Annotated in this window: 19 protein-coding genes; 5 read left to right on the forward strand and 14 right to left on the reverse strand. The window is 41.3% G+C overall.

What is annotated here, in order from left to right; genetic code table 11:
- Positions 1–5 precede the first annotated feature (5 nt).
- The 11 genes from QDI94_RS08445 to QDI94_RS08495 all read right to left on the reverse strand — a co-directional run bounded on the left by QDI94_RS08445 (position 6) and on the right by QDI94_RS08495 (position 9,561).
- The gene (locus QDI94_RS08445) at positions 6–1,124 is read right to left on the reverse strand and encodes a polysaccharide pyruvyl transferase family protein (protein WP_101029685.1); all 1,119 of its coding nucleotides are present in this window, start codon (positions 1,122–1,124) and stop codon (positions 6–8) included.
- A 2-nt stretch (positions 1,125–1,126) separates the two neighbouring features.
- Entirely contained in the window at positions 1,127–1,612 is a 486-nt protein-coding gene (locus QDI94_RS08450; RefSeq protein WP_178586291.1) for an acyltransferase, read from the reverse strand.
- Complete coding sequence (locus QDI94_RS08455) at positions 1,609–2,862, reverse strand: glycosyltransferase family 4 protein (RefSeq protein ID WP_278868303.1); 1,254 nt, start codon at positions 2,860–2,862, stop codon at positions 1,609–1,611. Before QDI94_RS08455 ends, QDI94_RS08450 begins: the two co-directional genes overlap by 4 nt.
- The gene (locus tag QDI94_RS08460) at positions 2,862–3,872 is read right to left on the reverse strand and encodes a glycosyltransferase family 8 protein (protein WP_278868304.1); all 1,011 of its coding nucleotides are present in this window, start codon (positions 3,870–3,872) and stop codon (positions 2,862–2,864) included. Before QDI94_RS08460 ends, QDI94_RS08455 begins: the two co-directional genes overlap by 1 nt.
- 36 nt (positions 3,873–3,908) lie before the next feature.
- A complete protein-coding gene (rfbC, locus tag QDI94_RS08465; RefSeq protein WP_101029689.1) occupies positions 3,909–4,481 on the reverse strand; it encodes a dTDP-4-dehydrorhamnose 3,5-epimerase in 573 nt (190 codons plus the stop codon).
- Between the two features lie 91 nt (positions 4,482–4,572).
- Positions 4,573–5,493 carry an NAD-dependent epimerase/dehydratase family protein gene (locus QDI94_RS08470; protein ID WP_178586287.1) on the reverse strand — a complete coding sequence of 307 codons (921 nt, stop codon included), beginning with the start codon at positions 5,491–5,493 and terminating at the stop codon, positions 4,573–4,575.
- A gap of 33 nt (positions 5,494–5,526) precedes the next feature.
- Complete coding sequence (gene rfbG / locus QDI94_RS08475; RefSeq protein ID WP_187128358.1) at positions 5,527–6,582, reverse strand: CDP-glucose 4,6-dehydratase; 1,056 nt, start codon at positions 6,580–6,582, stop codon at positions 5,527–5,529.
- The gene (gene rfbF / locus QDI94_RS08480) at positions 6,582–7,358 is read right to left on the reverse strand and encodes a glucose-1-phosphate cytidylyltransferase (protein ID WP_101029692.1); all 777 of its coding nucleotides are present in this window, start codon (positions 7,356–7,358) and stop codon (positions 6,582–6,584) included. The genes rfbG and rfbF overlap by 1 nt, the downstream gene beginning before the upstream one ends.
- Before the next feature lie 12 nt (positions 7,359–7,370).
- Complete coding sequence (locus QDI94_RS08485; protein ID WP_278474247.1) at positions 7,371–8,045, reverse strand: sugar transferase; 675 nt, start codon at positions 8,043–8,045, stop codon at positions 7,371–7,373.
- Positions 8,046–8,103: 58 nt separating this feature from the next.
- On the reverse strand, positions 8,104–8,817 hold the full coding sequence (locus QDI94_RS08490; RefSeq protein WP_101029694.1) for a CpsD/CapB family tyrosine-protein kinase: 714 nt from the start codon (positions 8,815–8,817) through the stop codon (positions 8,104–8,106).
- Between the two features lie 21 nt (positions 8,818–8,838).
- The gene (locus QDI94_RS08495) at positions 8,839–9,561 is read right to left on the reverse strand and encodes a YveK family protein (RefSeq protein WP_101029695.1); all 723 of its coding nucleotides are present in this window, start codon (positions 9,559–9,561) and stop codon (positions 8,839–8,841) included.
- Positions 9,562–10,400: 839 nt separating this feature from the next.
- Between QDI94_RS08495 and QDI94_RS08500 the strand changes: the two genes are divergently transcribed.
- The 3 genes from QDI94_RS08500 to QDI94_RS08510 are packed head-to-tail and all read left to right on the forward strand — an operon-like array spanning position 10,401 to position 12,554.
- Positions 10,401–10,991 carry a hypothetical protein gene (locus tag QDI94_RS08500; RefSeq protein WP_278474581.1) on the forward strand — a complete coding sequence of 197 codons (591 nt, stop codon included), beginning with the start codon at positions 10,401–10,403 and terminating at the stop codon, positions 10,989–10,991.
- A gap of 5 nt (positions 10,992–10,996) precedes the next feature.
- Positions 10,997–11,722 carry a class D sortase gene (locus tag QDI94_RS08505; RefSeq protein ID WP_278868305.1) on the forward strand — a complete coding sequence of 242 codons (726 nt, stop codon included), beginning with the start codon at positions 10,997–10,999 and terminating at the stop codon, positions 11,720–11,722.
- Position 11,723: 1 nt separating this feature from the next.
- A complete protein-coding gene (locus QDI94_RS08510) occupies positions 11,724–12,554 on the forward strand; it encodes a hypothetical protein (protein WP_278474578.1) in 831 nt (276 codons plus the stop codon).
- A 208-nt stretch (positions 12,555–12,762) separates the two neighbouring features.
- Here QDI94_RS08510 and QDI94_RS08515 read toward each other — a convergent pair whose 3' ends face one another.
- The 3 genes from QDI94_RS08515 to QDI94_RS08525 all read right to left on the reverse strand — a co-directional run bounded on the left by QDI94_RS08515 (position 12,763) and on the right by QDI94_RS08525 (position 17,440).
- A complete protein-coding gene (locus tag QDI94_RS08515) occupies positions 12,763–13,536 on the reverse strand; it encodes a TatD family hydrolase (protein ID WP_278868306.1) in 774 nt (257 codons plus the stop codon).
- 406 nt (positions 13,537–13,942) lie between these two features.
- Complete coding sequence (gene metG, locus QDI94_RS08520) at positions 13,943–15,889, reverse strand: methionine--tRNA ligase (RefSeq protein ID WP_278868307.1); 1,947 nt, start codon at positions 15,887–15,889, stop codon at positions 13,943–13,945.
- 195 nt (positions 15,890–16,084) lie between these two features.
- Positions 16,085–17,440: a sodium-dependent transporter gene (locus QDI94_RS08525; protein WP_101029701.1), complete on the reverse strand. Its 1,356-nt coding sequence runs from the start codon at positions 17,438–17,440 to the stop codon at positions 16,085–16,087.
- Between the two features lie 326 nt (positions 17,441–17,766).
- Between QDI94_RS08525 and QDI94_RS08530 the strand changes: the two genes are divergently transcribed.
- A complete protein-coding gene (locus QDI94_RS08530) occupies positions 17,767–19,947 on the forward strand; it encodes an RNA degradosome polyphosphate kinase (protein WP_101029702.1) in 2,181 nt (726 codons plus the stop codon).
- Positions 19,944–21,020, forward strand: a complete 1,077-nt coding sequence (locus QDI94_RS08535) for a 6-phosphofructokinase (RefSeq protein ID WP_101029703.1) — start codon at positions 19,944–19,946, stop codon at positions 21,018–21,020. The genes QDI94_RS08530 and QDI94_RS08535 overlap by 4 nt, the downstream gene beginning before the upstream one ends.
- The last annotated feature ends 51 nt before the right edge of the window (positions 21,021–21,071 follow it).

The following is a 21,071-nucleotide window of genomic DNA, read 5'->3' on the forward strand; positions in this document are numbered from 1 at the left end:
CACAATTAATCACCTATCATATCCTTCAGAATATCAAACGATTTTTTTCTTTCGGTTGAGATTATCTCGTTTACCCTATTAAAATCAATTTTTTCCTCTGCAATTTTAAAGTCATCATAGCTCTTTAAAATTCGATTCTCATATCCTATCAGTTCCAGAATACTCGAAATTCTTTCGCTGTAGCTCTTGGGCAGAACATCTGCAAATTGAGTGTTAAGTCCTATCGAAAAAGCTGTACCGTGAAATGAATCGGTAAGAAAGTATTCTGCATTCTTTATATACCATAAAAATTCACCGACAGGCGGACAACAGATAAATTTTCCGCTGCGGACAATATGATGAAAACAATGGCTTACCCTGTAAAGTTTTAACCCTTTTCTCTTTGCAAACTCTTTTGCGTATGCATCAAACTGCTTATTTGGGTGAAGCTGATATACAAGCACATACTTTTCATCGCATTTGCGATTCGGAATAAGCTTTTCCCATTCGTTTTTATCAAGCAAAAATGTCGGATCAAGAACCTGCTCTGCGTGAATTCCCAGTTCTGATGCAATTTTAATTCCGCTGTTTTCACGGATAGTGATTTTGTTGTATTCTTTAAGCCAACTTTTTATTCTTGTTTTGTTTTTTTCTTCAACACTCGCACCGCCAAAACTTGCGGCATATGCAATCTTTTTTACTTTTTTTGGCAAAAAGGACAGAAAGTAAACAGGATCAATTTCTCCACAGACAACGGTATTCCACACCTGATCACTTCCTGTCATATATATGTCAGCTTTTGGAATATCGCTTTTAAGCTCTGCTTCGCTGTTATATTCTTTGTCCGTTACCTTGACAATTTTTCTGTATTCTTCAAAGCGTTTGTCAGCAAATTTATAGACGGGCTTTTGGGTCGCCTTAAAAAAAAGTCTGGTGAGTGCGTTTTTATTCCATTTTGCACTTACGCTTTTAAGCCTCGTATCAACTATATTCTCTGTTTTTTCATCGGTTCTGTAATAATTAATGCATACAGCATTACAGCCGAGTTTTTCGAGTGCTGTTTGTGTTGCATATGCCTGCAAAACAGAGCCGTAGTTTGAAACTGTGTGTCTTGTCAGATATGCAACTGTTTTTTTATTGTCCATAATCAGTCCAAACTTTCAATAGTAATACCGCCGTTGCTTTTTACAACAGAATTTGCGGGAATGTCATGATGAATAACACAACCTGCACCGATAACGCTGTTATCCCCGATTTCAACGCCTTTGAGAATGACTGCATTGGTGCAAATCCAACAGTTGTTTCCGATTTTTACACGACCTGTTGAATATCCCTGTTCACGGATAAGCTTAGTTCTGTCCCTGAATTTATGATTCTGGTCATAAATTTTAACATTTTCTCCGAAAATGGTATGATTGCCGATTTCGACACTTTCGAGGCAATTAACGGAACAGCCACGGTTGAAGAAACAATCATGTCCGATTTTTATTGATGCACCTTTTTCAAGGTAAAGGCCGAAATTTTTGCGAAAGGTCGTATTTTTTCCGACCGAAAATCTCTTTCCAAACATAATTTTAAAGCATAGTTTTTTTATTGCGGCTTTTGTTCGCCAGTATATTTTTAATAAGATCATATTTTATTACCGCCCTTAGCCTTTATCAGTTCCTTGTAGCATTTCATAAGCTTATTATAGTATGCTTCGCAGTCGCAGCTGTCTTTGGCTTTTTTAAGTGCAGACTCTGACATTCTGCTGTATTCGTCATCCGAGAGACTGTTCATTTTCTTCAGACATTCACAAAGGCTGTCAGGATTATTGGGTTCACAGATAAAACCCGTAATGCCGTCATCAACAATTTCCGGAAGTCCTCCGTAATTGCTTACGATTGCAGGCTTGCCGACCGCAATTGCCTCAAGAATTGAATACGGACCGTTTTCATACCATTCACTCGGCAGGATTACACACTTTGCGTGTTCAACATACTTCTTTAATTCGTCACCGCTCTGAAAACCTGTAAAGATAACCTTGTCGGTCAAATTGTTTTCTTTTACATAGGTTTCAAGCTCTTTCCTAAGAGGACCGTCACCCACAAGATACAACTTGTTTTCAAAATTTCCCTTATGATAAGCTTTTACAAGCGACATAAGCCCCTTTTCAACTGATAATCTGCCGAAAAACAGAAAGTAATCGTCAATATCCTTACAAAGGTGATATTGAGTACCTGACGGCAAAAAATTTACCCAATGAACGATTGGATTTTTGGTTATGTGTGATTCAACAAATTGTCTGCGGTAGAAATCGGAAGGACAAATATAGAAATCTATCTTATCGTACATATGCATCCGCTCGTAATTTTTCGCTTCAAATACAGCAAGATATGTTTGCATAGCCGAATTCTTTACACATTTTTGTTCGATTGCCGGTTTATAACTGTGTTCCCTTACGCAACGGTCGCAAACCTTTCCGTCACAGAGCATGGTGTGTGTCGGACACACACAGTTTAAATCATGTGCAGTCAGCACAACGGGTATATTGAACTTTTGAATAGCATTGAGTATTGAGAGCGTTATGTGACGGTGAACAAGATTGATATGTACAATGTCGGGTTTTTCATCTTTGATAAGTTTCTCAATCTTTTTTTTAGCGTCAAATGAGTAGAGTGCATGAAAACCCGCACTTAATTTTTGAACGGCAGACATACTTTTATTGAAATCAACATTTTTTGAGAAATATTCGGATTGCGGACAAGCGTAATTTTTTTCGTCCTGCATTGCAAAATAAATAACCTCGTTACCGTGTTCCTCAAGAAGTTTTGCAAGACCGAAATAGTAGGTTTCACTTCCGCCTTTTACATAGTGGTATTTATTAACAAGCAGAATTTTCATTATCGGCCCCGCCTTTTTCCTTTAAGTGAGCGTACCATTGGGTACAACTTTGAGTGAACAAGTGAGATACCTGCAATCATCATTCTTTTCGGCATGGCATTGCATACACTCGTCATCATTTTTTTGGATTTCTTTCTGACATCGGGATATTGCGGAAAATCTTTCCACGGTGACATTGATTTATATTTGAGATAATCCCCGACAAAGGGATGATTGTTATTTTCGTTCCACGGGCGTGTTCCCGAAAGGAAACACGAGGTGTAGTGAATTATATAAGGATCGGTTACCGCCTCAATGTATTCTTCTTCACTCAGATGATGCTCGGGACGACGCACCTTCATAAGATCTTTAAAATTAAAATCAAAGAAAACAGTCATAGCGTCGTATTTGGTATGGATAACCTTTACAAGATTCTTTTTGGCAAGAACACCGTTAAGAACCCCTTGATCAACATAGGTGATGTTGCCGTTGTGAGCAATAATAAAATCGAGAAAGTCTTTTTCCACATTCATCTCTCTCCAGCTTTTAAGGTCAATCAGCAAAACACCGTTATTTGTATAAGTGCTGTCGCACGGAAGATTCAGTTCGGTTTTATAACGGTCACTTCGGCAATCGTCAACTGCCGCAACGATCTTATCTTCCAGATCTGTTTCCCAAAATTCTCTCAAAGAGTGACGCACAACCGTGTCACAGTCAAGATAAATACAGCGGTCGAGATTATCAGGCAGTATCGTGCAGAGAAACAGTCTGAAAAATGTGCTGATGTTCCATCTTCCGACTTCTATATCAACACCTGACATTTTGTTAAGATCAGGGCGGGGAATAAAAACAATATTTCTGCCGAATTTGTCAACCATATTCTCAAATCTCTTTTTGTTTTCATCTGAGATATTGTTGTCAATCATATAAATGTTGATTTCATCGGCATCGGTATTGTTGTGTAAGAGTGACATTATTGACACACCGGCAATAGGGGCATAGCTGTCGGAGCTTGAATATACTATGTTCATTTTACCCTCCGTGAAAAAGTAGTCGTAACATAAAAATTACTTAAGATACTTATCCTCGTATTCCTTAAAAGTCTGAAGATTTTTATCTTTGTCGGCAATAATAAGATTTTCAATACCGCCGATTTCATCAAACGGCCATTCAACTCCCAAATCTGGATCGTTGTACATAATGCCGTCATCATATTCGCCGTAGAATTTTTCACCGCATTTGTATGAAACAACAGACGGTTCAAGCACAAGATAGCCGTGTGCAAAATGTTCGGGAACATAGAGTTCATTCATATTTTCTTCGGAAAGACAGAAGCCCTGCCATTTTTTGAATGTAGGTGATTCGGGGCGGAGGTCAACGATAACATCAAAAACCTTGCCTTTAATGCACCGTACCAGCTTTGCCTGTTCGTGAACTCTCTGAAAATGAAGCGCACGAATTACGCCCTTGTGAGATACTGTGTAGAAAACCTCCGCAAGGTTGTGTTCAAGTCCGTTTGCCTCGAAAACTTCCTTTGAATAATCCTTTATAAATGCACCTCTTACATCTGTTGCACAAAACGGCTTGATAAGATACGCGCCTTCAAAATCTGTATTACAAAATTCAAACTTCTGAATCATCGTTATTCTCCCTTTTATAATGTTTTTCTATGTAAGCAGTACCCTTTACACATAGAAAGGGCGAAAGTTACATTTCGCCCTCTGTATTTTCTTAGTCAACCGACTTAATCCAGTCCATAGTCATTCTTGTGCCTTCTGCAAATGAGATTTCGGGCTTGAAATAACAGTCGGCTTCAATATCGGCTGTATCAAATGCCTCAAGCGGCATATTTACTCCCGTAAAAGGAACATCGCCGAAAATCGGCTTTGCTTCGGGGGCAAGCTCCTGCTGCATTTCAAGGATAAATTCCTTGAGCGGTTTTGCGTTTCCGCTGCCGATAGTATATTCTTTATTTGCTTTGCCGTATTCTCCGATTGCCTCAAACGCTCTTGCAACATCGTCAATATAGATGAAGTCATAGTTCTGTGTTGCGGCAGTAAACTGCAGCGGTTCGCCTGCAATAATTTTGCGGATTGTAGAATTGACAAAACGGGGCGAAAGCTCACCGACGCCGTACGCGTTTGTAATAACTGCCCAACAGAGGTCAATTGAAAGGCTGTTTGCAATCGGCTTGCAAATTGCCCTTGCAATCAGCTTGCCTGCACCGTAAATGTACGGAAGTCCCGGCTTGCTTTCCTGAGTGTAAACAGCGGTGTAGGTTTCCTTTTCCATAATAGAACCGGCATTGACAAATTTTTTACACTGCATACCGTCTGCCGTTCTGAGCGCTCTTGCTGTCCAGAGTGCATTTTTAAGCTGAACATTTTCATCACATCTGAGCGGTCCTGCCGAACCTACCCATGCAAAGTGGTAGAAAACATCAATATCTCTGTCGGAAATTCTGTCAGCCAAGGTTTCAATCTCATCAAGCTCGCAATACACGATTTCAATGCCGTTAAGGTCTTTTATATTTTCAATTTTTTCGTTTTCGTCTTTTACAACTGCAAAAACCTTTACACCCTTGGCACAAAGTCTTTTGCAGACATTTGAACCGACAAAGCCGTTTGAGCCTGTTACAATTGCTTTTTTCATAAATTAACCTCTTTTATATCATCCGCAGGAGTCTTAGATTCTGCTTTTAAGAAAATCGTTTATTTGTTCGTCCATACAGCGGCGAACATCACCGCCGTTCATATAACAGCGCGACCATTCAACCGTTTTCTTCACTGCTTCATCAACATGCCAATGGGGTTTCCAGCCAAAAACAGCCTTTAGCTTTGAACAGTCGAGCTTGAGAAAGCTTGCCTCGTGGACTGCATTCTTTTCACTTTTGTTGACCCATTTTATATTTCCCGCATACTTTACAAACAAATCAACGAGTTCGCCTGTCGTTACGCAGTCGCATTCATCGGGACCAACATTATAGCAGTCGGCAAGCTTAATATCACCGTACTGCGCCCTTGCAATCATAAGATAGGCAAAAAGCGGTTCGAGAACATGCTGATACGGTCTTGTTGAAAACGGATTCCTTACAATAATATCCTCGCCCTTTTCCAAGGCTCTCACGCAGTCGGGAATGATTCTGTCGTTTGCAAAATCTCCGCCGCCGATAACATTGCCTGCCCTCGCTGTGGAAATTGCCGTTCTTCCGTCTGCAAAGAAAGAATTTTTGTAGCTGTGGGTTACAAGTTCCGAGCAGCTTTTGCTGTTTGAATACGGATCAAAGCCGTCAAGCGGTTCGTTTTCACGGTATCCCCACTGCCATTCCCTGTTTTCATAAACCTTGTCGGTTGTTACATTGAGAAACGATTTTACACAGCTTGACTGCCTTACGCACTCAAGAATATTTACCGTTCCCATAACATTTGTTTCATATGTGTACGCAGGCATTTTGTAGCTGTCGCGCACAATCGGCTGAGCTGCAAGATGAAGTACAATCTCAGGCTGTGCCTCATCAAATGCCTTTTTCAGAGAGTCAAAATTGCGGATATCTCCGATAACCGATTTCACATCGCTTTCAATATCTGCAATTTCAAAAAGTGACGGTGAGGTCGGCGGATTAAGTGAATAACCCGTTACCTCTGCGCCTGCATTCGCAAGCAGTCTGCACAGCCAGCTGCCCTTGAATCCCGTGTGTCCCGTAACGAACACTTTTTTACCTTTATAAAAATCAAGCGTCATTATGACCACACTTTCCACGGAGCTTTGCATTCGTTCCATAGTTTTTCAAGTCTTTCCTTGTCACGCAATGTGTCCATACATTGCCAAAAACCGTTGTGCTTGAAGCACATAAGCTGACCCTCTCCCGCAAGCTGTTCCATAGGCTCGCGTTCAAACATTATTGTGTCGTCCTTTATATAGTCAAGAACCCTTGGGTCAAGCACCATAAAGCCTGCGTTAATCCAGCCTGAGTCGATATCGCTCTTTTCACGGAACGCCCTGACTTTGCTGTCCTCCGACAAATCAAGCACACCGAACCTGCTTTCGGGCTTTACGGCTGACATAGTTGCAAGCTTACCGTGTTTTTTGTGAAAATCGAGCAGAGCGTTTATGTCAATATCGGAAACACCGTCGCCATAGGTCATAAAAAACGGCTCATCTCCGATAAAATTGCGAACCCTTTTAAGTCTGCCGCCTGTCATCGTGTCAAGACCTGTGTCAACAACAGTAACCTTCCATTTTTCGGCTCTTTTGTTATGTACAATAATCTTATCATCCTGAGTAAAATCAAAGGTGATGTCGGATGTGTGAAGAAAATAGTCGGCAAACCATTCCTTGATTACATGCTGTTTGTAACCTGCACAGATGATGAACTCGTTTATGCCGTAGTGAGTGTACAGCTTCATAATGTGCCACATAATCGGCATTCCGCCGATTTCAATCATTGGTTTAGGTTTGAACTGGGATTCCTCGGAAATTCTTGTTCCGTACCCTCCCGCAAGTATAACAGCTTTCAAAACTCTGCCTCCTTAAACAGCACCCTCACCCTTGAAAACAGAGGTGATAGTTTTGAGAATGATTTTCAGGTCAAAGCAGACAGAGCGGTTTTTGATATAGCAAATTTCCATTGCTCTTCTGCGTGTGTATGTAGTACAGCTTCTGCCGTTTGCCGCCCAGAAACCCGTAAGCCCCGGCTTAACGCTCAAAAGCATATCACGGTAGTTGCCGTAAATTTCAGTTTCAACCTCCATAACGGGTCTTGGTCCCACAACAGAGATATCGCCTTTTAAAATATTGAAAAGCTGAGGAAGCTCGTCAAGGCTTGTTTTTCTCATAAATTTGCCGACCCTTGTGACTCTGGGATCGTTTTCAAGCTTGAAATTTCTTTCATACTCAGCCTTCTGCTCGGGAGTGAACTGCCTGATAAGCTCCTCGGCATTTGTCACCATACTTCTGAATTTATATATATTTAAGGTTTTTCCGCCTTTTCCTACACGCTGGTGAACAAAGAATACAGGTCCTTCGCTTGTTGCTTTAACAAGAATTGCCAGAATGAGAAATACAGGTGAAAGGATTATTAAAGCGACGAGTGAACATACAATGTCAAAAATCCGTTTGAAAAAATCATAAACAGGCTTTTTTTTAATTGCGTGTCCGCTTGGTGACGCAATTTTATTTATACTTTTGCTTTTTGCGGATTCCATTTTCCCCTCCGTGGACAGGACGAGCCTGTTAGTTTATGCTTACGCAGGCGGCTTGTTATCAGTCTTTTGTTTCTGTTTTGTAATATCCGCCGTATCTTGAGTAGTAGCCCTTGCCCTTGCGGGTTTCGTGAGGCTTTACACGGTTAAGAATAACACCGAGAATTTTTGCGTCGGTTCTTTTAATAACCTCAACCGTCCTTTCAAGCTCGGGGTATGTCGTTGAATTGTTTCTTGCAACAATAACAACACCGTCAGATGCCTTCATAATGGGAAGAGCGTCAATAACAACGCCGATTGGCGGTGTGTCAAAAATAATATAGTCATAATCCTTTTCAAGGGTTTTTATAAGCTCTGCCATAGCTTCACTTGCAAGAAGCTCCGACGGGTTTGGCGGAATAGCTCCGTAGGTAATAGCCTTGAGGTTTTCAATCTTTGTATCCTTGGTGACCTCTTTAAGAGAACATTCCTCGTTAAGGTAATTTGTAATGCCGGGGGTAGGTGAGATTTTGAGTGCGGTGTTGACTCTCGGACGGCGAAGGTCACATTCAACAACGATAACCTTTGTGCCAACCTGCTGAGCAAGTGCAGACGCAACATTGATTGATGTTACCGTTTTGCCCTCGCCCTTTGTTGACGAGGTAAACGCTACCTTTTTGCAGCCCTTTTTAAAGATTGAGTATGCGATGTTTGTTCTGGCTGTTTTGTATGATTCACGAACCTGAAAGCCGAGTGCCTCGGTGTCAATTGAACGATCTATTTTAGTCTTTTTCATTGCAGCTTCACTCCTTTAACATTAATAACCCGATTCATAGTTGCCGTACTTCTTTTCGGCTGCCTTTTGATTCGAAAAATATTCAAAGTCGGGAATAGCGGCAAGCAGCGGAAGGTCAAGAACGGTTGTCATCTCTTCGTTGTACTTGATTTTGACATCAAGGAAGTCACGGACGAATGAAACAATCAAAGCAATGATAAGACCTGCCGCAAATGCGATAATCACATTTTTGGATACACTCGGTGAAGCAGGAGCTTTTGGAAGAGTTGCCTTGTCAACAATTTTAAGTTTTGCGTTGTCCTTTACATTTGCAATCGTCTTTGGTGCAATCTTCGCAATTGCGTCGCCTATTCTTTTTGATTCGGTAGGACTGCTCGAATTTACAAGAGCCTTAAATACCTCGGTATCTTCAATGCTCTCGAACTTAATCATAGATTTAAGCTGTGACGCTGTGTACTTTTCGTTGAGCGCTTCGGAAATCTGATTGTAGAATGAGTTTGAATCAAGAAGCTCAATATATGTAAGCACAAGATTTTTTGCATAGTTTACACTCTGGTAATCCTCGTATGCCGACTGGCTCTTGTAGTTGGTTTCAACATATAGCTTTACACTTGAGGTGTAGGTTTTCGGAATAAAAAAGGTAGTAATAAAGAAAGATACTGTAGCGCACAAAAGAGAAAGCACTGCAATAAAAACCAAGTTTTTCTTTATTATTCTCGTTATGTCCTTAAATGATATTTCCATTAAATAATACTCCTCCCGGCTTTTGCTCACATATGGCAAGACAATGCCGCAGCCGAAACAAAAGTGTTACAGGCGAAAACGGTACAAAAGCACAAAAATCTTTAAAACATGACACTTCCATTATATGTGAAATCAGTAAAAAAATCAATATGACAAAGGAATCTATTATAGGAAAAAATTAGTTTATTTTGCGGATTTTCGGGTTGGACAAATTTTCTGTATGTACAAAACTTACATAAAATATATAACTATTCGTCTGAAAATGGTTAATAAGCACACGAAAAAGCAGTTTTAAAGACAATTTCAGCTAAATTCGCTAAAAAAATAAACAAAAATAAGGTAAATAACCGATAAAATTTCTACTCATATATTAATATGTCACAATATGTCATGATAAGAAAGCAATTACTGTAAATATGCAGGCAGAGCCGCTGCACGGATATTTGTTCAAGGAGTAATTTACAAACCAGTATGTATATTTTATGCAAAAATGATGTGCAAAGACGGATAAAAATACAAAGTCCAGACGAAACCGACATGGTGTGACAAAGTATTTAATTGATTCGGAACGGCATAATGCACAATCGGAACGACATAATGCACAATGAAATCATCTATTTTGACAACAGGATTGTCGTTTCTTAAAATATAACAAATATTTATAACAAAACACTTTACAAAATCCGAGGTGTGGTGTATAATACTGTACAAAGAAGTTAGATGGTGAAGTTTTCCATTGTACTCCCTGCGGCTTTTGGCTTGCAGATGCGTATTGTGCCGATGAATCCGTAAAGCTTCTTGCTGATGAAAACAAAATATAATACAAGGTGGTATGAACTATGAAAAAATTATCAGCAATGTTAGTAGCACTCATCCTTGTTGCAGCAACGGCTTTCACTGCTTTTGCAGCAGGCATCAATGACAGTGAGCAGGCTGTTCTTGACGAACTCAAAACATCTGTTAAGATGAACGGCTCAGAGATGGTTATTCCGAGCGAGTTTGTAAACCAGGCTGAGAACTACTTTAACACAATTGACATGACAGCAGATGAGTCATCACAGATTCTCGCTGTACTCAAGAAGGGCGAGAGCTTCCTTGAGAACTCAGGCGCATCTAACATCGCAGATCTCACATTTGCTCAGAAGCAGACACTTCTTGCTTACGGTAAGGAGGGCGTAGGTGTTCTTGGTATGACAATGTCATATGACACATCAACAAAGACTCTTACAATTTATGACGCAAACGGCAAGGTTGCATTCTCAGCTGTTCCTACTCTTTCAAAGGTTGGACAGGTTAAAGACGGCAGCGCAATCAAGACAACAGGTGTTGCAGCTGATTTCAGCGGTGTTGCAGCAGTTTCTGCAGTAGCACTCATTATGGTAGCAGGCGGAGCTTTCTACCTTGTAAAAACTAAGAAAGAAAGAGCTTGATTTAAATGTCTGATAAAAAAGTCAGACACGGTCATAGATCAAAGAATGGGAAGGGTTTTATAATTCTTCCCATTATATTTTGTCTGGTAACATATCTGGTGCTGTATTTGGCGTTTGTTCCGTCATTTTCTCCGATAATTTCGGCTATGGGTATGTTCTTTTCGGATAATGAAAAGGATTATTCGACAGAGTACGATAATATTTTTGTGCCCGTGTCAGAAAACGCAACTGTTCCTACCGTGACCAAGAAAGATTCTGACGGTAAGGAAAAATCATATGTAAAAAAAGATTCCGTTCAGTACCCAGGTTATGGCAATCTGTTCGGTGAACTCATAATAAGTGACTGCAATGTTGATGCAAATCTGTTTTTTGGCGACGGTGATGTTGCTTTGAGAAACGGCGTAGGCATTTACGCAGGCAGTTTTGTACCCGGTTACGGAGGAACAATTCTTGTTGCAGGTCATAACAATATCTATTTTAACGGTTTGAAAAATGCTCAGGTTGGTCAAAGGGTTGAAATTAAGACAAGCTACGGTAACTATGTGTATGAAATTACCGATACAGCCGTAAAAAGTGCTAACGACAGCAGCGCCTACGACCTTTCTGCTGATTACGAAAATCTGATAATGTACACCTGTTATCCCTTTGATGAATTGGGACTCACATCAAAAAGATTTTTCGTGTATGCAAAGCTTGTGTCGGGAACCCAGATAGATAAGGGGGGCAACTGATATGCATTCTAAGATAAGAGGTATTGTTTTCTGCTTGCTTTCGTTTGTTTTGTCATTTGTGTTGCTTCTGCTTTCAATTTCGGTGATGCTTGAAGCCACGATTCTGAATCCCTCATATATTCTCGACAATATGAACACAACCAATTATTTTACCGACAAAAAGGACGAAATAACAAGAGAGCTTGTTGACCTCGGTTACGCTTCGGGTCTTGAAGAAAGCTTTTTTGGTAATGTGGTTGAAACTGTAACAATTCATGACGATACAGAGGATTACCTTGAAAGCTATTATAACGGCGGCTCGGCAAAAATCAGCACGGTTGCCTTTCGTCAGCGTTTTAATTCAGAGCTTGACAGCTACATAAAGAAAAATAATGTTAAGGTTGCAAGCAGTGACAGCAGGGAATATCTTATAAATAAAGCTGCGTCTGTTTATGAGGCGAATCTCAGAATACCGATGTTTTCAATGCTTTCGCCGTATCTCACGACCTTGAAAGATATGATGCCGCTTCTAATAGGCGGTCTGGTAGTTTTTGCCGCAATCCTTTGTGTGATTATCATCTTTGCAAACCGTTGGAAGCACAGGGCGGTCAGATATATCTGTTACGCAACATCCGGAACATTTATTACGGTGGGAATTATCCCTGCTGTTTTGTTTTCAACAGGCTATGTGAGCAAAATCAATATTGAATCAAGAGCTTTCTACAACCTCTTTGTTCAGAGTATGAACAGCGTGCTTATCGCACTTGCAATCTGTTCGGCAGTCTTTCTTATAATTTCTATCGGACTTTTCTTCCTGCACAAGAATATGCGCAAACACGCAAGTGAAGAATGATGTAAGTAAATGGAAAATTAAAAATTGAAAATGTAAAATTACGGTCGAGAAGATAGTTTGCAAATGCAAAACACTGTCTTCCCGACCGTTTTTTATATAAAAGTAGTTGTCTGTTAGTAGTGGCAAACACGGTTCGCCACTACTAAAATAATGAAAAAATAACACGATCGGATTTCCAAACGAGGATTCCGACCGTGTTTTTTATGAATCAATCGTCAATATTGTAAAATCGTTTTGCATTGTCGCAGGTGATTTGCAGAAGCTCTGAGATGCTTATATTACGCAGAGATGCGATTTTTTCAGCGGCATAGACAATCATAGAGCTGTCGCAACGCTTGCCGCGGAACGGCACGGGCGCCATATACGGAGCGTCGGTTTCAAGCAGAAGCCTGTCAAGCGGAATTTCCGAAGCGACCTCAAGGCTGTGACGGGCATTTTTGAATGTAACAACACCGCCAAGGCTGATGTACATTCCCATGCGAACCGCCTCACGCATAAGCTCAACACTACCAGAAAAGCAATGAACCAGCGCATTTGGTTTGTATTTTCTCAGAAGATCGTACACATCACCGTGAGCCTCACGATCGTGAACTATAAGCGGCATTTCAAGGTCAAGAGAAAGCCTGATCTGTTCCTCAAAAACACGCTTTTGCAAGTCTTTCGGAATGTTCCAATGATAATCAAGCCCTGTTTCGCCGATTGCGACAACCTTTTTATGTTTTGAAAGCTGTGCAAGCTGTTCAAGATAATTATCCGGAATATTTTCGAGATTTTCGGGATGAAATCCGACTGCGGCATACATAAAATCATATTTTTCGGCATATTCAATGCAGGTTTTTGCCGTTTCAAGGTCAACCGCATTGTTGACAATTCCGCACACACCCTTTGTGTGAATGTTTTCCAAAAGTTCAAAACGGTCATCGTCAAACCATTTGTCGTCATAATGTGCGTGCGCATCGAAAATGTTGTTGTAAAGTGACATCGGTGTATCTCCCTAAAAGTATGGGCGGTCATTGACCGCCCACATTAAATAATGGTTTTATATAGGTGAAAATTCAATTTCAGTTTTCAGTAAAAATTAACTTTTCACATTTATACAGTTTTATTTATCATATGATTTCTGCCGTTGCTTGCGGGCGGATAATATCCGCCCCTACAGTTACGCTCGGGCATAAATAGTTTTTAATTTATCAAACTGTCTACACGAAAGGGGAACGGCGGCTCGCCGTGCGGGCATAATATATTTTTATATTGCAAACTGTCTTCACGAATTGGGTGCAGCGACACGCTGCCGGCGGCTCGCCGTGCGAGCAGATGACATCCGCTCCTACAGTTACGCTCGGGCATTGATAGTTTTTAATTTATTAAACTGTCTACACGAACATAAATCAACAGATTTTTGAGCCGACAGGCATATCGTCAACAAAGACAACCTTTAAATCATCGCCGTGAACTGCAGAAAGAATCATACCGCAGCTTTCAACACCGCAAAGCTTTGCAGGTTTGAGGTTCTGAACAAGAATAATCTTCTTGCCAATAAGCTCTTCGGGCTTATAGTAGTTTGCAATACCGCTGACAACGGTCCTGTCCTTTACACCGTCAAAAATTGTGAACTGCAAAAGCTTTTTGCTCTTTTTAACGGGTTCGCAGGTCTTAACCTCGCACACACGGAGGTCAACCTTTGCAAAATCATCAATGCCAATCTGTGCAACACCCTCAAGCTCTTCACGGAGTGCCTTTGTTTCTTCACTTTCACCCTCGTTGTTCTTGATAATGCTGTTGAGTTCTTCAATTTCCTTTTCAACATCAATTCGTGGGAAGAGTGCATCTCCCTTGTGAACCGTGACATCAGCAGGAAGTACACCGAACTTGTCGCAGTTTTCGTAGCCGGCACATTTTTCACAAGCACCGATCTGCTCAAGAGCCTTTGGCATTGTTGTTGGCATAAATGCCGAAAGGAGGGTGCAGGCAATACGGATTGCCTCAAGAAGGTTGTAGAGAACCGTTGCGAGTCTTGCTTTCTTTGTTTCGTCCTTGGCAATAACCCACGGAGCGGTTTCGTCAATGTATTTATTTGCACGGGAAACAAGCTTGAATATTTCGGCAAGTGCGTTCTGGAGCTGAGTCTTGTCCATGAAATCGTCAACCTTTGCACGGAGCGATGTTGCGGTTTCGATAAGGTCATCGTCAAATTCGCCGCTCTCGCGCTCTGTGGGAAGTGTGCCGCCAAAATATTTCTGAACCATTGCAACTGTTCTTGAAACAAGGTTGCCAAGACCGTTTGCAAGGTCGGAATTGATACGGTTAATCATAATTTCGTTTGAAAACGAGCTGTCTGCACCGAGAGCCATTTCACGCAAAATGTGGTAACGGATTGCGTCAGCGCCGTAACGCTCGCCGAGTACAAACGGATCAACAACATTGCCGAGTGACTTTGACATCTTCTGTCCGTTGAAAGTAATCCAGCCGTGAACGGCAAGATGCTTTGGAAGCGGAAGGTCAAGAGCCATAAGCATTGCAGGCCAGATGATAGCGTGAAAACGCATGATGTCCTTTGCTACCATATGAACATCGGCAGGCCAGTATTTGTCAAATTCGTCAAATTTTTCATTCTTGTAGCCGAGAGCGGAGATATAGTTTGAAAGTGCGTCAATCCAAACATAAACAATATGCTTTTCGTCAAATGTAACCGGAATGCCCCATTTGAAGGTTGTTCTCGATACGCAAAGGTCTTCAAGTCCCGGCTTGATAAAGTTGTTTACAAGCTCAACCGCTCTTGTCTTTGGCTGTAAATAGTCTGTCTCCGTGAGGAGCTTTTCAATTCTGTCGGCAAAAGGTGACATCTTAAAGAAGTATGCCTCTTCCTTTGCCTCTGTAACCTCTCGTCCGCATTCGGGACATTTGCCGTCAATAAGCTGACTTTCTGTCCAGAAGCTTTCACAGGGGGTGCAGTATTTGCCCTTGTATTCGCCCTTGTAGATGTAGCCCTTGTCATACAGCTCCTTGAAAATCTTCTGAACTGTTTCAATGTGGTAATCGTCTGTTGTGCGGATATATCTGTCATAGCTTATGTTCATAAATTTCCATAAGCCCTTAAAGGTTTTTACAATTTCGTCAACATACTCTTTGGGAGTAACACCCTTTTCGGCAGCCTTCTGTTCAATTTTAAGACCGTGTTCATCCGTACCCGTAAGGAACATAACATCGTATCCCTGCATTCGTCTGTAACGGGCGATAGAATCGCACGCAACGGTGGTGTAGCAATGACCGATGTGGGGATTGCCTGACGGATAATAAATAGGTGTTGTAATGTAAAATGGTTTTTTCTGACACATAGTATTTGTCCTCCCTAAAATTCAGCAAATGAGCTGTAACTGTAATTATACCAATTATTGCATATAATTTCAAGAGTTTATGGGATAAACGGAGAATAGTTAATTGTTGTATGCTTAATTTAAAGACAATTACTTATGATTCATTTCGGTGATATTACTGCCTGAATTCATAAATAATCGTGTTAAAGTGTCGGGTTAAAGTGAAATAATGCCGAACTGCGCAAGTGTGTAGGAAATTAAGATGAACACAAGGCAGATTGGAGCTATATATTTAATCATAACATCAAACAAAGCCCTTCTGCTGAAACGCTCGCCGTTCCTTGTGACTTCGTCTGCAATAGTCTTTGGCTTGATAACCCAGCCGATGAGAATACAAGTGCAAAGTGCGACAATCGGCATAATAATGCTGTTGCTCAAGAAGTCAAAGAATGTAAGGAAGTCCATTCCGAGAATCTTAACATTTGACCATATACCGTTGCCGAGTGACGACGGAATACCCATAATAAGGCAGATGCCTATAACGATAAGACAGGACTTGATTCGTGTGAGCTTGAACTTGTCCATAAGCGAAGAAACAATTGCTTCCATTACGGAGATTGAGCTTGTGATAGCTGCAAAGAATACAAGAATAAAGAACAAAAATCCTATGATTACGCCGGCAGGCATTTCGTTGAATACCTTTGGAAGTGTGATGAACATAAGTCCGGGACCGCTTGCACCAAGACCTTCTTCACCGCTGAATACATAAACCGCAGGAACTACCATAAGACCTGCGAGAAGTGCAACGGCTGTGTCGAAAATCTCAATCTGGTTAACCGACTTTGTGAGGTTTACCTCATCCTTTGTGTATGAACCGTAGGTTACCATAATTCCCATTGCAATGCTCATTGAGAAGAACAGCTGACCGAGTGCTGCCGCAAATGTCCAAATTGACAGTTTGCTGAAATCGGGAATGAGGTAGTACGAAACACCCTCCATTGCGTTCGGGAGCGTGAGTGTGTAGATTGAAATTCCGACTGTCAGAACAAGCAGAACAGGCATCAAAAATTTGCTCAGTCGCTCAATGCCCTTGTTTACTCCGAGCATAATTACCACTGCACTCAACAGCATAAATATTAAGAAAAACACAATGGGTGACAACGGGTCGGAAATAAAGTCCGAGAAAAAGTTGTCCTGTGCCGCAGGGGCAACAAGTCCCTGTGCATAAACGCACATATATTTTGTAACCCAACCGCCGATAACGCAGTAGTACGGAATAATGATTATAGGAACAAGCGTTGCAAGGTAGCCTAAAAACGAAAATTTGCTGCATAGCTTTTTGTAGGCGAGAATCGGACTTAGCTTTGTTTTTCTGCCAATTGCGATTTCGGCAGTCAAAAGTGAAAAGCCGAATGTAAGCGCAAGGATTATGTAGATAAAGATAAATGTTCCGCCGCCGTACTTAGCTGCATAATACGGAAATCTCCAGAGATTTCCCAAGCCTACTGCACTTCCCGCAGCGGCAAATACAAATCCGAGTCCGCCGGAAAAGCTTCCTCTTTTTTTACTCATGATAATTACCTCTCATTTTCTTTAGAATTTTTTAAAATCTGTAAATAAAACAATCAACGCAAGTATAACATAATACAGAGATTAAAACAATATTTTTTGAGATTTTTTGAATATTTTGCAAAAAGAAAATTTTGGTTTTATCTTTGCGAATTTTGTCAAATCTATTGCAAATCAATTTTATTTGTGTTATTGTAAAATATATGTAAAGAATGCGTTGCCAAAGGTAAAATTTAGTGCAATTCGCTTGAAATAATCCGTTTCGTATTTTATACTTAATCAGATATATTAAATTGGGTTATATATCAGTTTTTATGGTGGTGAATTATATGTCAAATTCAAAAAACAACAATAAAAAAGCATCCGAAAAAGCAAAGCTTATGTCAAAATGGCAAAAGATGCCTTATACTAACAGAGAATTAAGCTGGGTTGACTTTAATGCAAGAGTGCTTGAAGAGGCGTTCAAAAAGACCAACCCAATTATGGAAAGATGCAACTTCCTTTCAATTACGGCGTCGAACCTTGACGAATTTTTTATGGTTCGTGTTGCAGGTGTGCTTGACCAGATTCATCACGGCAGAACAAGCCGTGACGCATCGGGCATGACTCCTACAGAGGTTATGGACGGACTTGTTGAAAAAATTCACGAGTTTGCCAAAAAGCAGTACAGCTGTTACAACCGTTCAATAATTCCGTCACTTCGTTCGGCAGGCATTGTGTTCAAAGAGGCTGACGAGCTTGACGGCGACCAGAAAGCGTTTGTTGAGGAATACTTTGAAAAAGTAGTTTTCCCCGTATTGACGCCTATGGCTGTCGATACAAGCCGTCCGTTTCCGATGCTTGCAAACAAAAGCCTTAACATTGCTGTTCGCCTTACAAATGCCGAGAATGAAGAATTTTTCGCATTGGTTCAGGTTCCGTCAATTCTTCCGAGATTTCTTGAGCTTCCGACTCACGAGGGCAGAGCGTTTATTCTGCTTGAAAAAATAATCGCAATGCACCTCGGCGAGCTTTTTGAGCTTTACAACATTAAGCAGTACGATCCTTTCAGAATCACCCGAGATTCCGACCTTGACATTGACGAGGATACCGAGGATCTTATGGCTGAAATTAAAAAGTCAATCAGAAAGCGTAAGAGAGGAGAACCTGTTCGTCTTGAATTCGGCAAGAAATGCAACCGAGAAATTCGTGAATTTCTTGTTGACGCTCTCGATGTTACGGAGCGTGAAATCTACTTTCAGAGAGGTCCTCTTGACCTTACATTCCTTTCAAAATTTGCTCATATTAAGGGCTGTGAGGATATGTGCTTTGAACCAATCGTTCCCGTAAATCCGCCTGCGGAATTCTGCGGTTATGACGATATTTTTGAGGCTATCCGTGAAAAGGACAGACTTGTGCATCATCCTTATGAAAGCTTTGATGTTGTGGTTGATTTTGTCAAAAAGGCGGCAACCGATCCGAATGTTCTTGCCATCAAGCAAACCTTGTACCGTGTCAGCGGAAATTCACCGATTGTTGCGGCTCTTATCAAGGCGGCTGAAAACGGCAAGCAGGTAACTGTTCTTGTTGAACTCAAGGCGAGATTTGACGAGGAAAACAACATTCAGTGGGCAACAAAGCTTGAAAAGGCGGGCTGTCATGTAATTTACGGTCTTACAGGACTTAAAACTCACTGCAAAATCTGTCTTGTAGTAAGAAAAGACAAGGACGGAATCAGAAGATATTTGCATATGGGTACGGGTAACTATAACGACAGTACGGCGAGATTCTATACCGATATCGGTATGTTCACCTGCCGTGAAGAATACGGTGTTGACGCATCATCACTCTTTAATGTATTGACAGGTTACTCAACTCCGCCTGAATACAACAAATTTATCGTTGCACCTCACGGAATGCGTCCGTTCTTTGAGGCTATGATTATTCAGGAAACCGAGAACGCAAAGCTCGGACTTCCGGCCAAAATTACCGCAAAGGTGAACTCGCTTGTTGATCCTGAAATCATCAGCCTTTTGTACGATGCGTCAAATGCAGGCGTAAAAATTGACCTCATCGTAAGAGGTATCTGCTGTCTTGTTCCGGGAGTCCATGGATTCAGCGAGAACATCAGAGTAGTTTCAATTGTCGGTCAGCTTTTGGAGCATAGCCGAATATTCATATTTGAAAACAATTCAAATCCGCTTTATTATATGGGAAGTGCCGACTGGATGCCGAGAAACCTCGACAGACGAGTTGAGCTTGTGTTCCCTGTTGAGGACGAGGATATCAAAAAGCGTGTGCAGGAGGTTATCACGGTTTCATTTAAGGATACCGTAAATGCACGCCAACAGCTTTCAACAGGTGTATATAAGTCTGTTGACAAGCGCGGCAAGCATAAGATGAATTGTCAGAAATTCTTTTCAAAGCTTGCGTTAAAGGCTCAAAAGCAGGCAATGAAAAAAACATATGCGAGCACTGTCGGAACTCCGATTGTACCCGTTGAAGTGAAAAAGGAGGACTCCGAACAATGAAAAGAGTAGGCATTTTAACAAGCGGCGGTGATTGTCAGGGACTTAACGCAACAATCCGTGCCGTTGCAAAAACACTTTATAATCAGCTTGGCAATGATGTTGAAATCATCGGCATTATTGACGGCTACAGAGGTCTTATCTACGGCGAAACAAGAAAGATGAAACCCGAGAATTTTTCGGGTATTCTCACAATGGGCGGTACGATTCTCGGCACATCAAGACAGCCGTTCAAGCTTATGCGTGTTGTTGACGAGAACAGCGTTGACAAGGTTGAGGCTATGAAGAAGAACTACAAAAAGCTTGGTCTTGACTGTCTTGTTGTACTCGGTGGCAACGGAACTCAAAAAACCGCAAATCTTCTTCGTGAAGAGGGACTCAATGTGGTTTCACTTCCTAAGACAATCGACAACGACCTTTGGGGTACAGACAAGACATTCGGCTTTCAGAGTGCCGTTGACATTGCAACAAATGTAATCGACTGTATCCATTCAACCGCAACATCTCACGGCAGAGTTTTCATTATTGAGGTTATGGGACATAAGGTTGGCTGGCTCACCCTTTATGCAGGTATTGCAGGCGGTGCGGATATTATCCTTATCCCCGAAATTCCGTACGACATCAACTCGGTTGTAAAGACAATCAAGTCAAGAACCGCAGGCGGTAAGAACTTTTCAATTCTTGCAGTTGCCGAGGGTGCAATTTCAAAAGAAATTGCAGCTTTGCCTAAAAAGCAGAGAAAAGCTGCTGTTGCAGAGATGAAATATCCGTCAATTTCCTATCAGATTGCCCACGATATTGAGGAGGCAACAGGTCAGGAAACAAGGGTTACAGTACCGGGTCACTTCCAGAGAGGCGGCAGTCCCGATGCCTATGACCGAGTGATTTCAACTCGTTTCGGCGTTAAAGCCGCAGAGCTTATTATCAATAAAGACTACGGCAAAATGGTTGCCCTTGTAAATAATAAGGTAGTTGCCGTTCCTCTTAAGGACATCGCAGGCAAGCTCAAGAGCGTTCCGAAAGACAGCGAGGTTGTTGAAACAGCAAGAAAAATGGGCATCAGCTTTGGCGAATGATTTTCACCTTTTGGTTGACATATGCCTTTGTTATGATAAAAATGAAATCAC

Origin of the sequence: Ruminococcus bromii (genome assembly GCF_928721825.1) — a bacterium.
In the GTDB taxonomy this organism is placed as follows: domain Bacteria; phylum Bacillota; class Clostridia; order Oscillospirales; family Acutalibacteraceae; genus Ruminococcoides; species Ruminococcoides bromii.

What these genes read in the sequence shown, in the direction of transcription:
- QDI94_RS08445 (WP_101029685.1), bottom strand. Translation starts at nt 1,124, where the DNA reads ATGGACAATAAAAAAACAGTTGCATATCTGACAAGACACACAGTTTCA.
- QDI94_RS08450 (WP_178586291.1), bottom strand. Translation starts at nt 1,612, where the DNA reads ATGATCTTATTAAAAATATACTGGCGAACAAAAGCCGCAATAAAAAAA.
- QDI94_RS08455 (WP_278868303.1), bottom strand. Translation starts at nt 2,862, where the DNA reads ATGAAAATTCTGCTTGTTAATAAATACCACTATGTAAAAGGCGGAAGT.
- QDI94_RS08460 (WP_278868304.1), bottom strand. Translation starts at nt 3,872, where the DNA reads ATGAACATAGTATATTCAAGCTCCGACAGCTATGCCCCTATTGCCGGT.
- rfbC (WP_101029689.1), bottom strand. Translation starts at nt 4,481, where the DNA reads ATGATTCAGAAGTTTGAATTTTGTAATACAGATTTTGAAGGCGCGTAT.
- QDI94_RS08470 (WP_178586287.1), bottom strand. Translation starts at nt 5,493, where the DNA reads ATGAAAAAAGCAATTGTAACAGGCTCAAACGGCTTTGTCGGTTCAAAT.
- rfbG (WP_187128358.1), bottom strand. Translation starts at nt 6,582, where the DNA reads ATGACGCTTGATTTTTATAAAGGTAAAAAAGTGTTCGTTACGGGACAC.
- QDI94_RS08485 (WP_278474247.1), bottom strand. Translation starts at nt 8,045, where the DNA reads ATGGAATCCGCAAAAAGCAAAAGTATAAATAAAATTGCGTCACCAAGC.
- QDI94_RS08490 (WP_101029694.1), bottom strand. Translation starts at nt 8,817, where the DNA reads ATGAAAAAGACTAAAATAGATCGTTCAATTGACACCGAGGCACTCGGC.
- QDI94_RS08495 (WP_101029695.1), bottom strand. Translation starts at nt 9,561, where the DNA reads ATGGAAATATCATTTAAGGACATAACGAGAATAATAAAGAAAAACTTG.
- QDI94_RS08500 (WP_278474581.1), top strand. Translation starts at nt 10,401, where the DNA reads ATGAAAAAATTATCAGCAATGTTAGTAGCACTCATCCTTGTTGCAGCA.
- QDI94_RS08505 (WP_278868305.1), top strand. Translation starts at nt 10,997, where the DNA reads ATGTCTGATAAAAAAGTCAGACACGGTCATAGATCAAAGAATGGGAAG.
- QDI94_RS08510 (WP_278474578.1), top strand. Translation starts at nt 11,724, where the DNA reads ATGCATTCTAAGATAAGAGGTATTGTTTTCTGCTTGCTTTCGTTTGTT.
- QDI94_RS08515 (WP_278868306.1), bottom strand. Translation starts at nt 13,536, where the DNA reads ATGTCACTTTACAACAACATTTTCGATGCGCACGCACATTATGACGAC.
- metG (WP_278868307.1), bottom strand. Translation starts at nt 15,889, where the DNA reads ATGTGTCAGAAAAAACCATTTTACATTACAACACCTATTTATTATCCG.
- QDI94_RS08525 (WP_101029701.1), bottom strand. Translation starts at nt 17,440, where the DNA reads ATGAGTAAAAAAAGAGGAAGCTTTTCCGGCGGACTCGGATTTGTATTT.
- QDI94_RS08530 (WP_101029702.1), top strand. Translation starts at nt 17,767, where the DNA reads ATGTCAAATTCAAAAAACAACAATAAAAAAGCATCCGAAAAAGCAAAG.
- QDI94_RS08535 (WP_101029703.1), top strand. Translation starts at nt 19,944, where the DNA reads ATGAAAAGAGTAGGCATTTTAACAAGCGGCGGTGATTGTCAGGGACTT.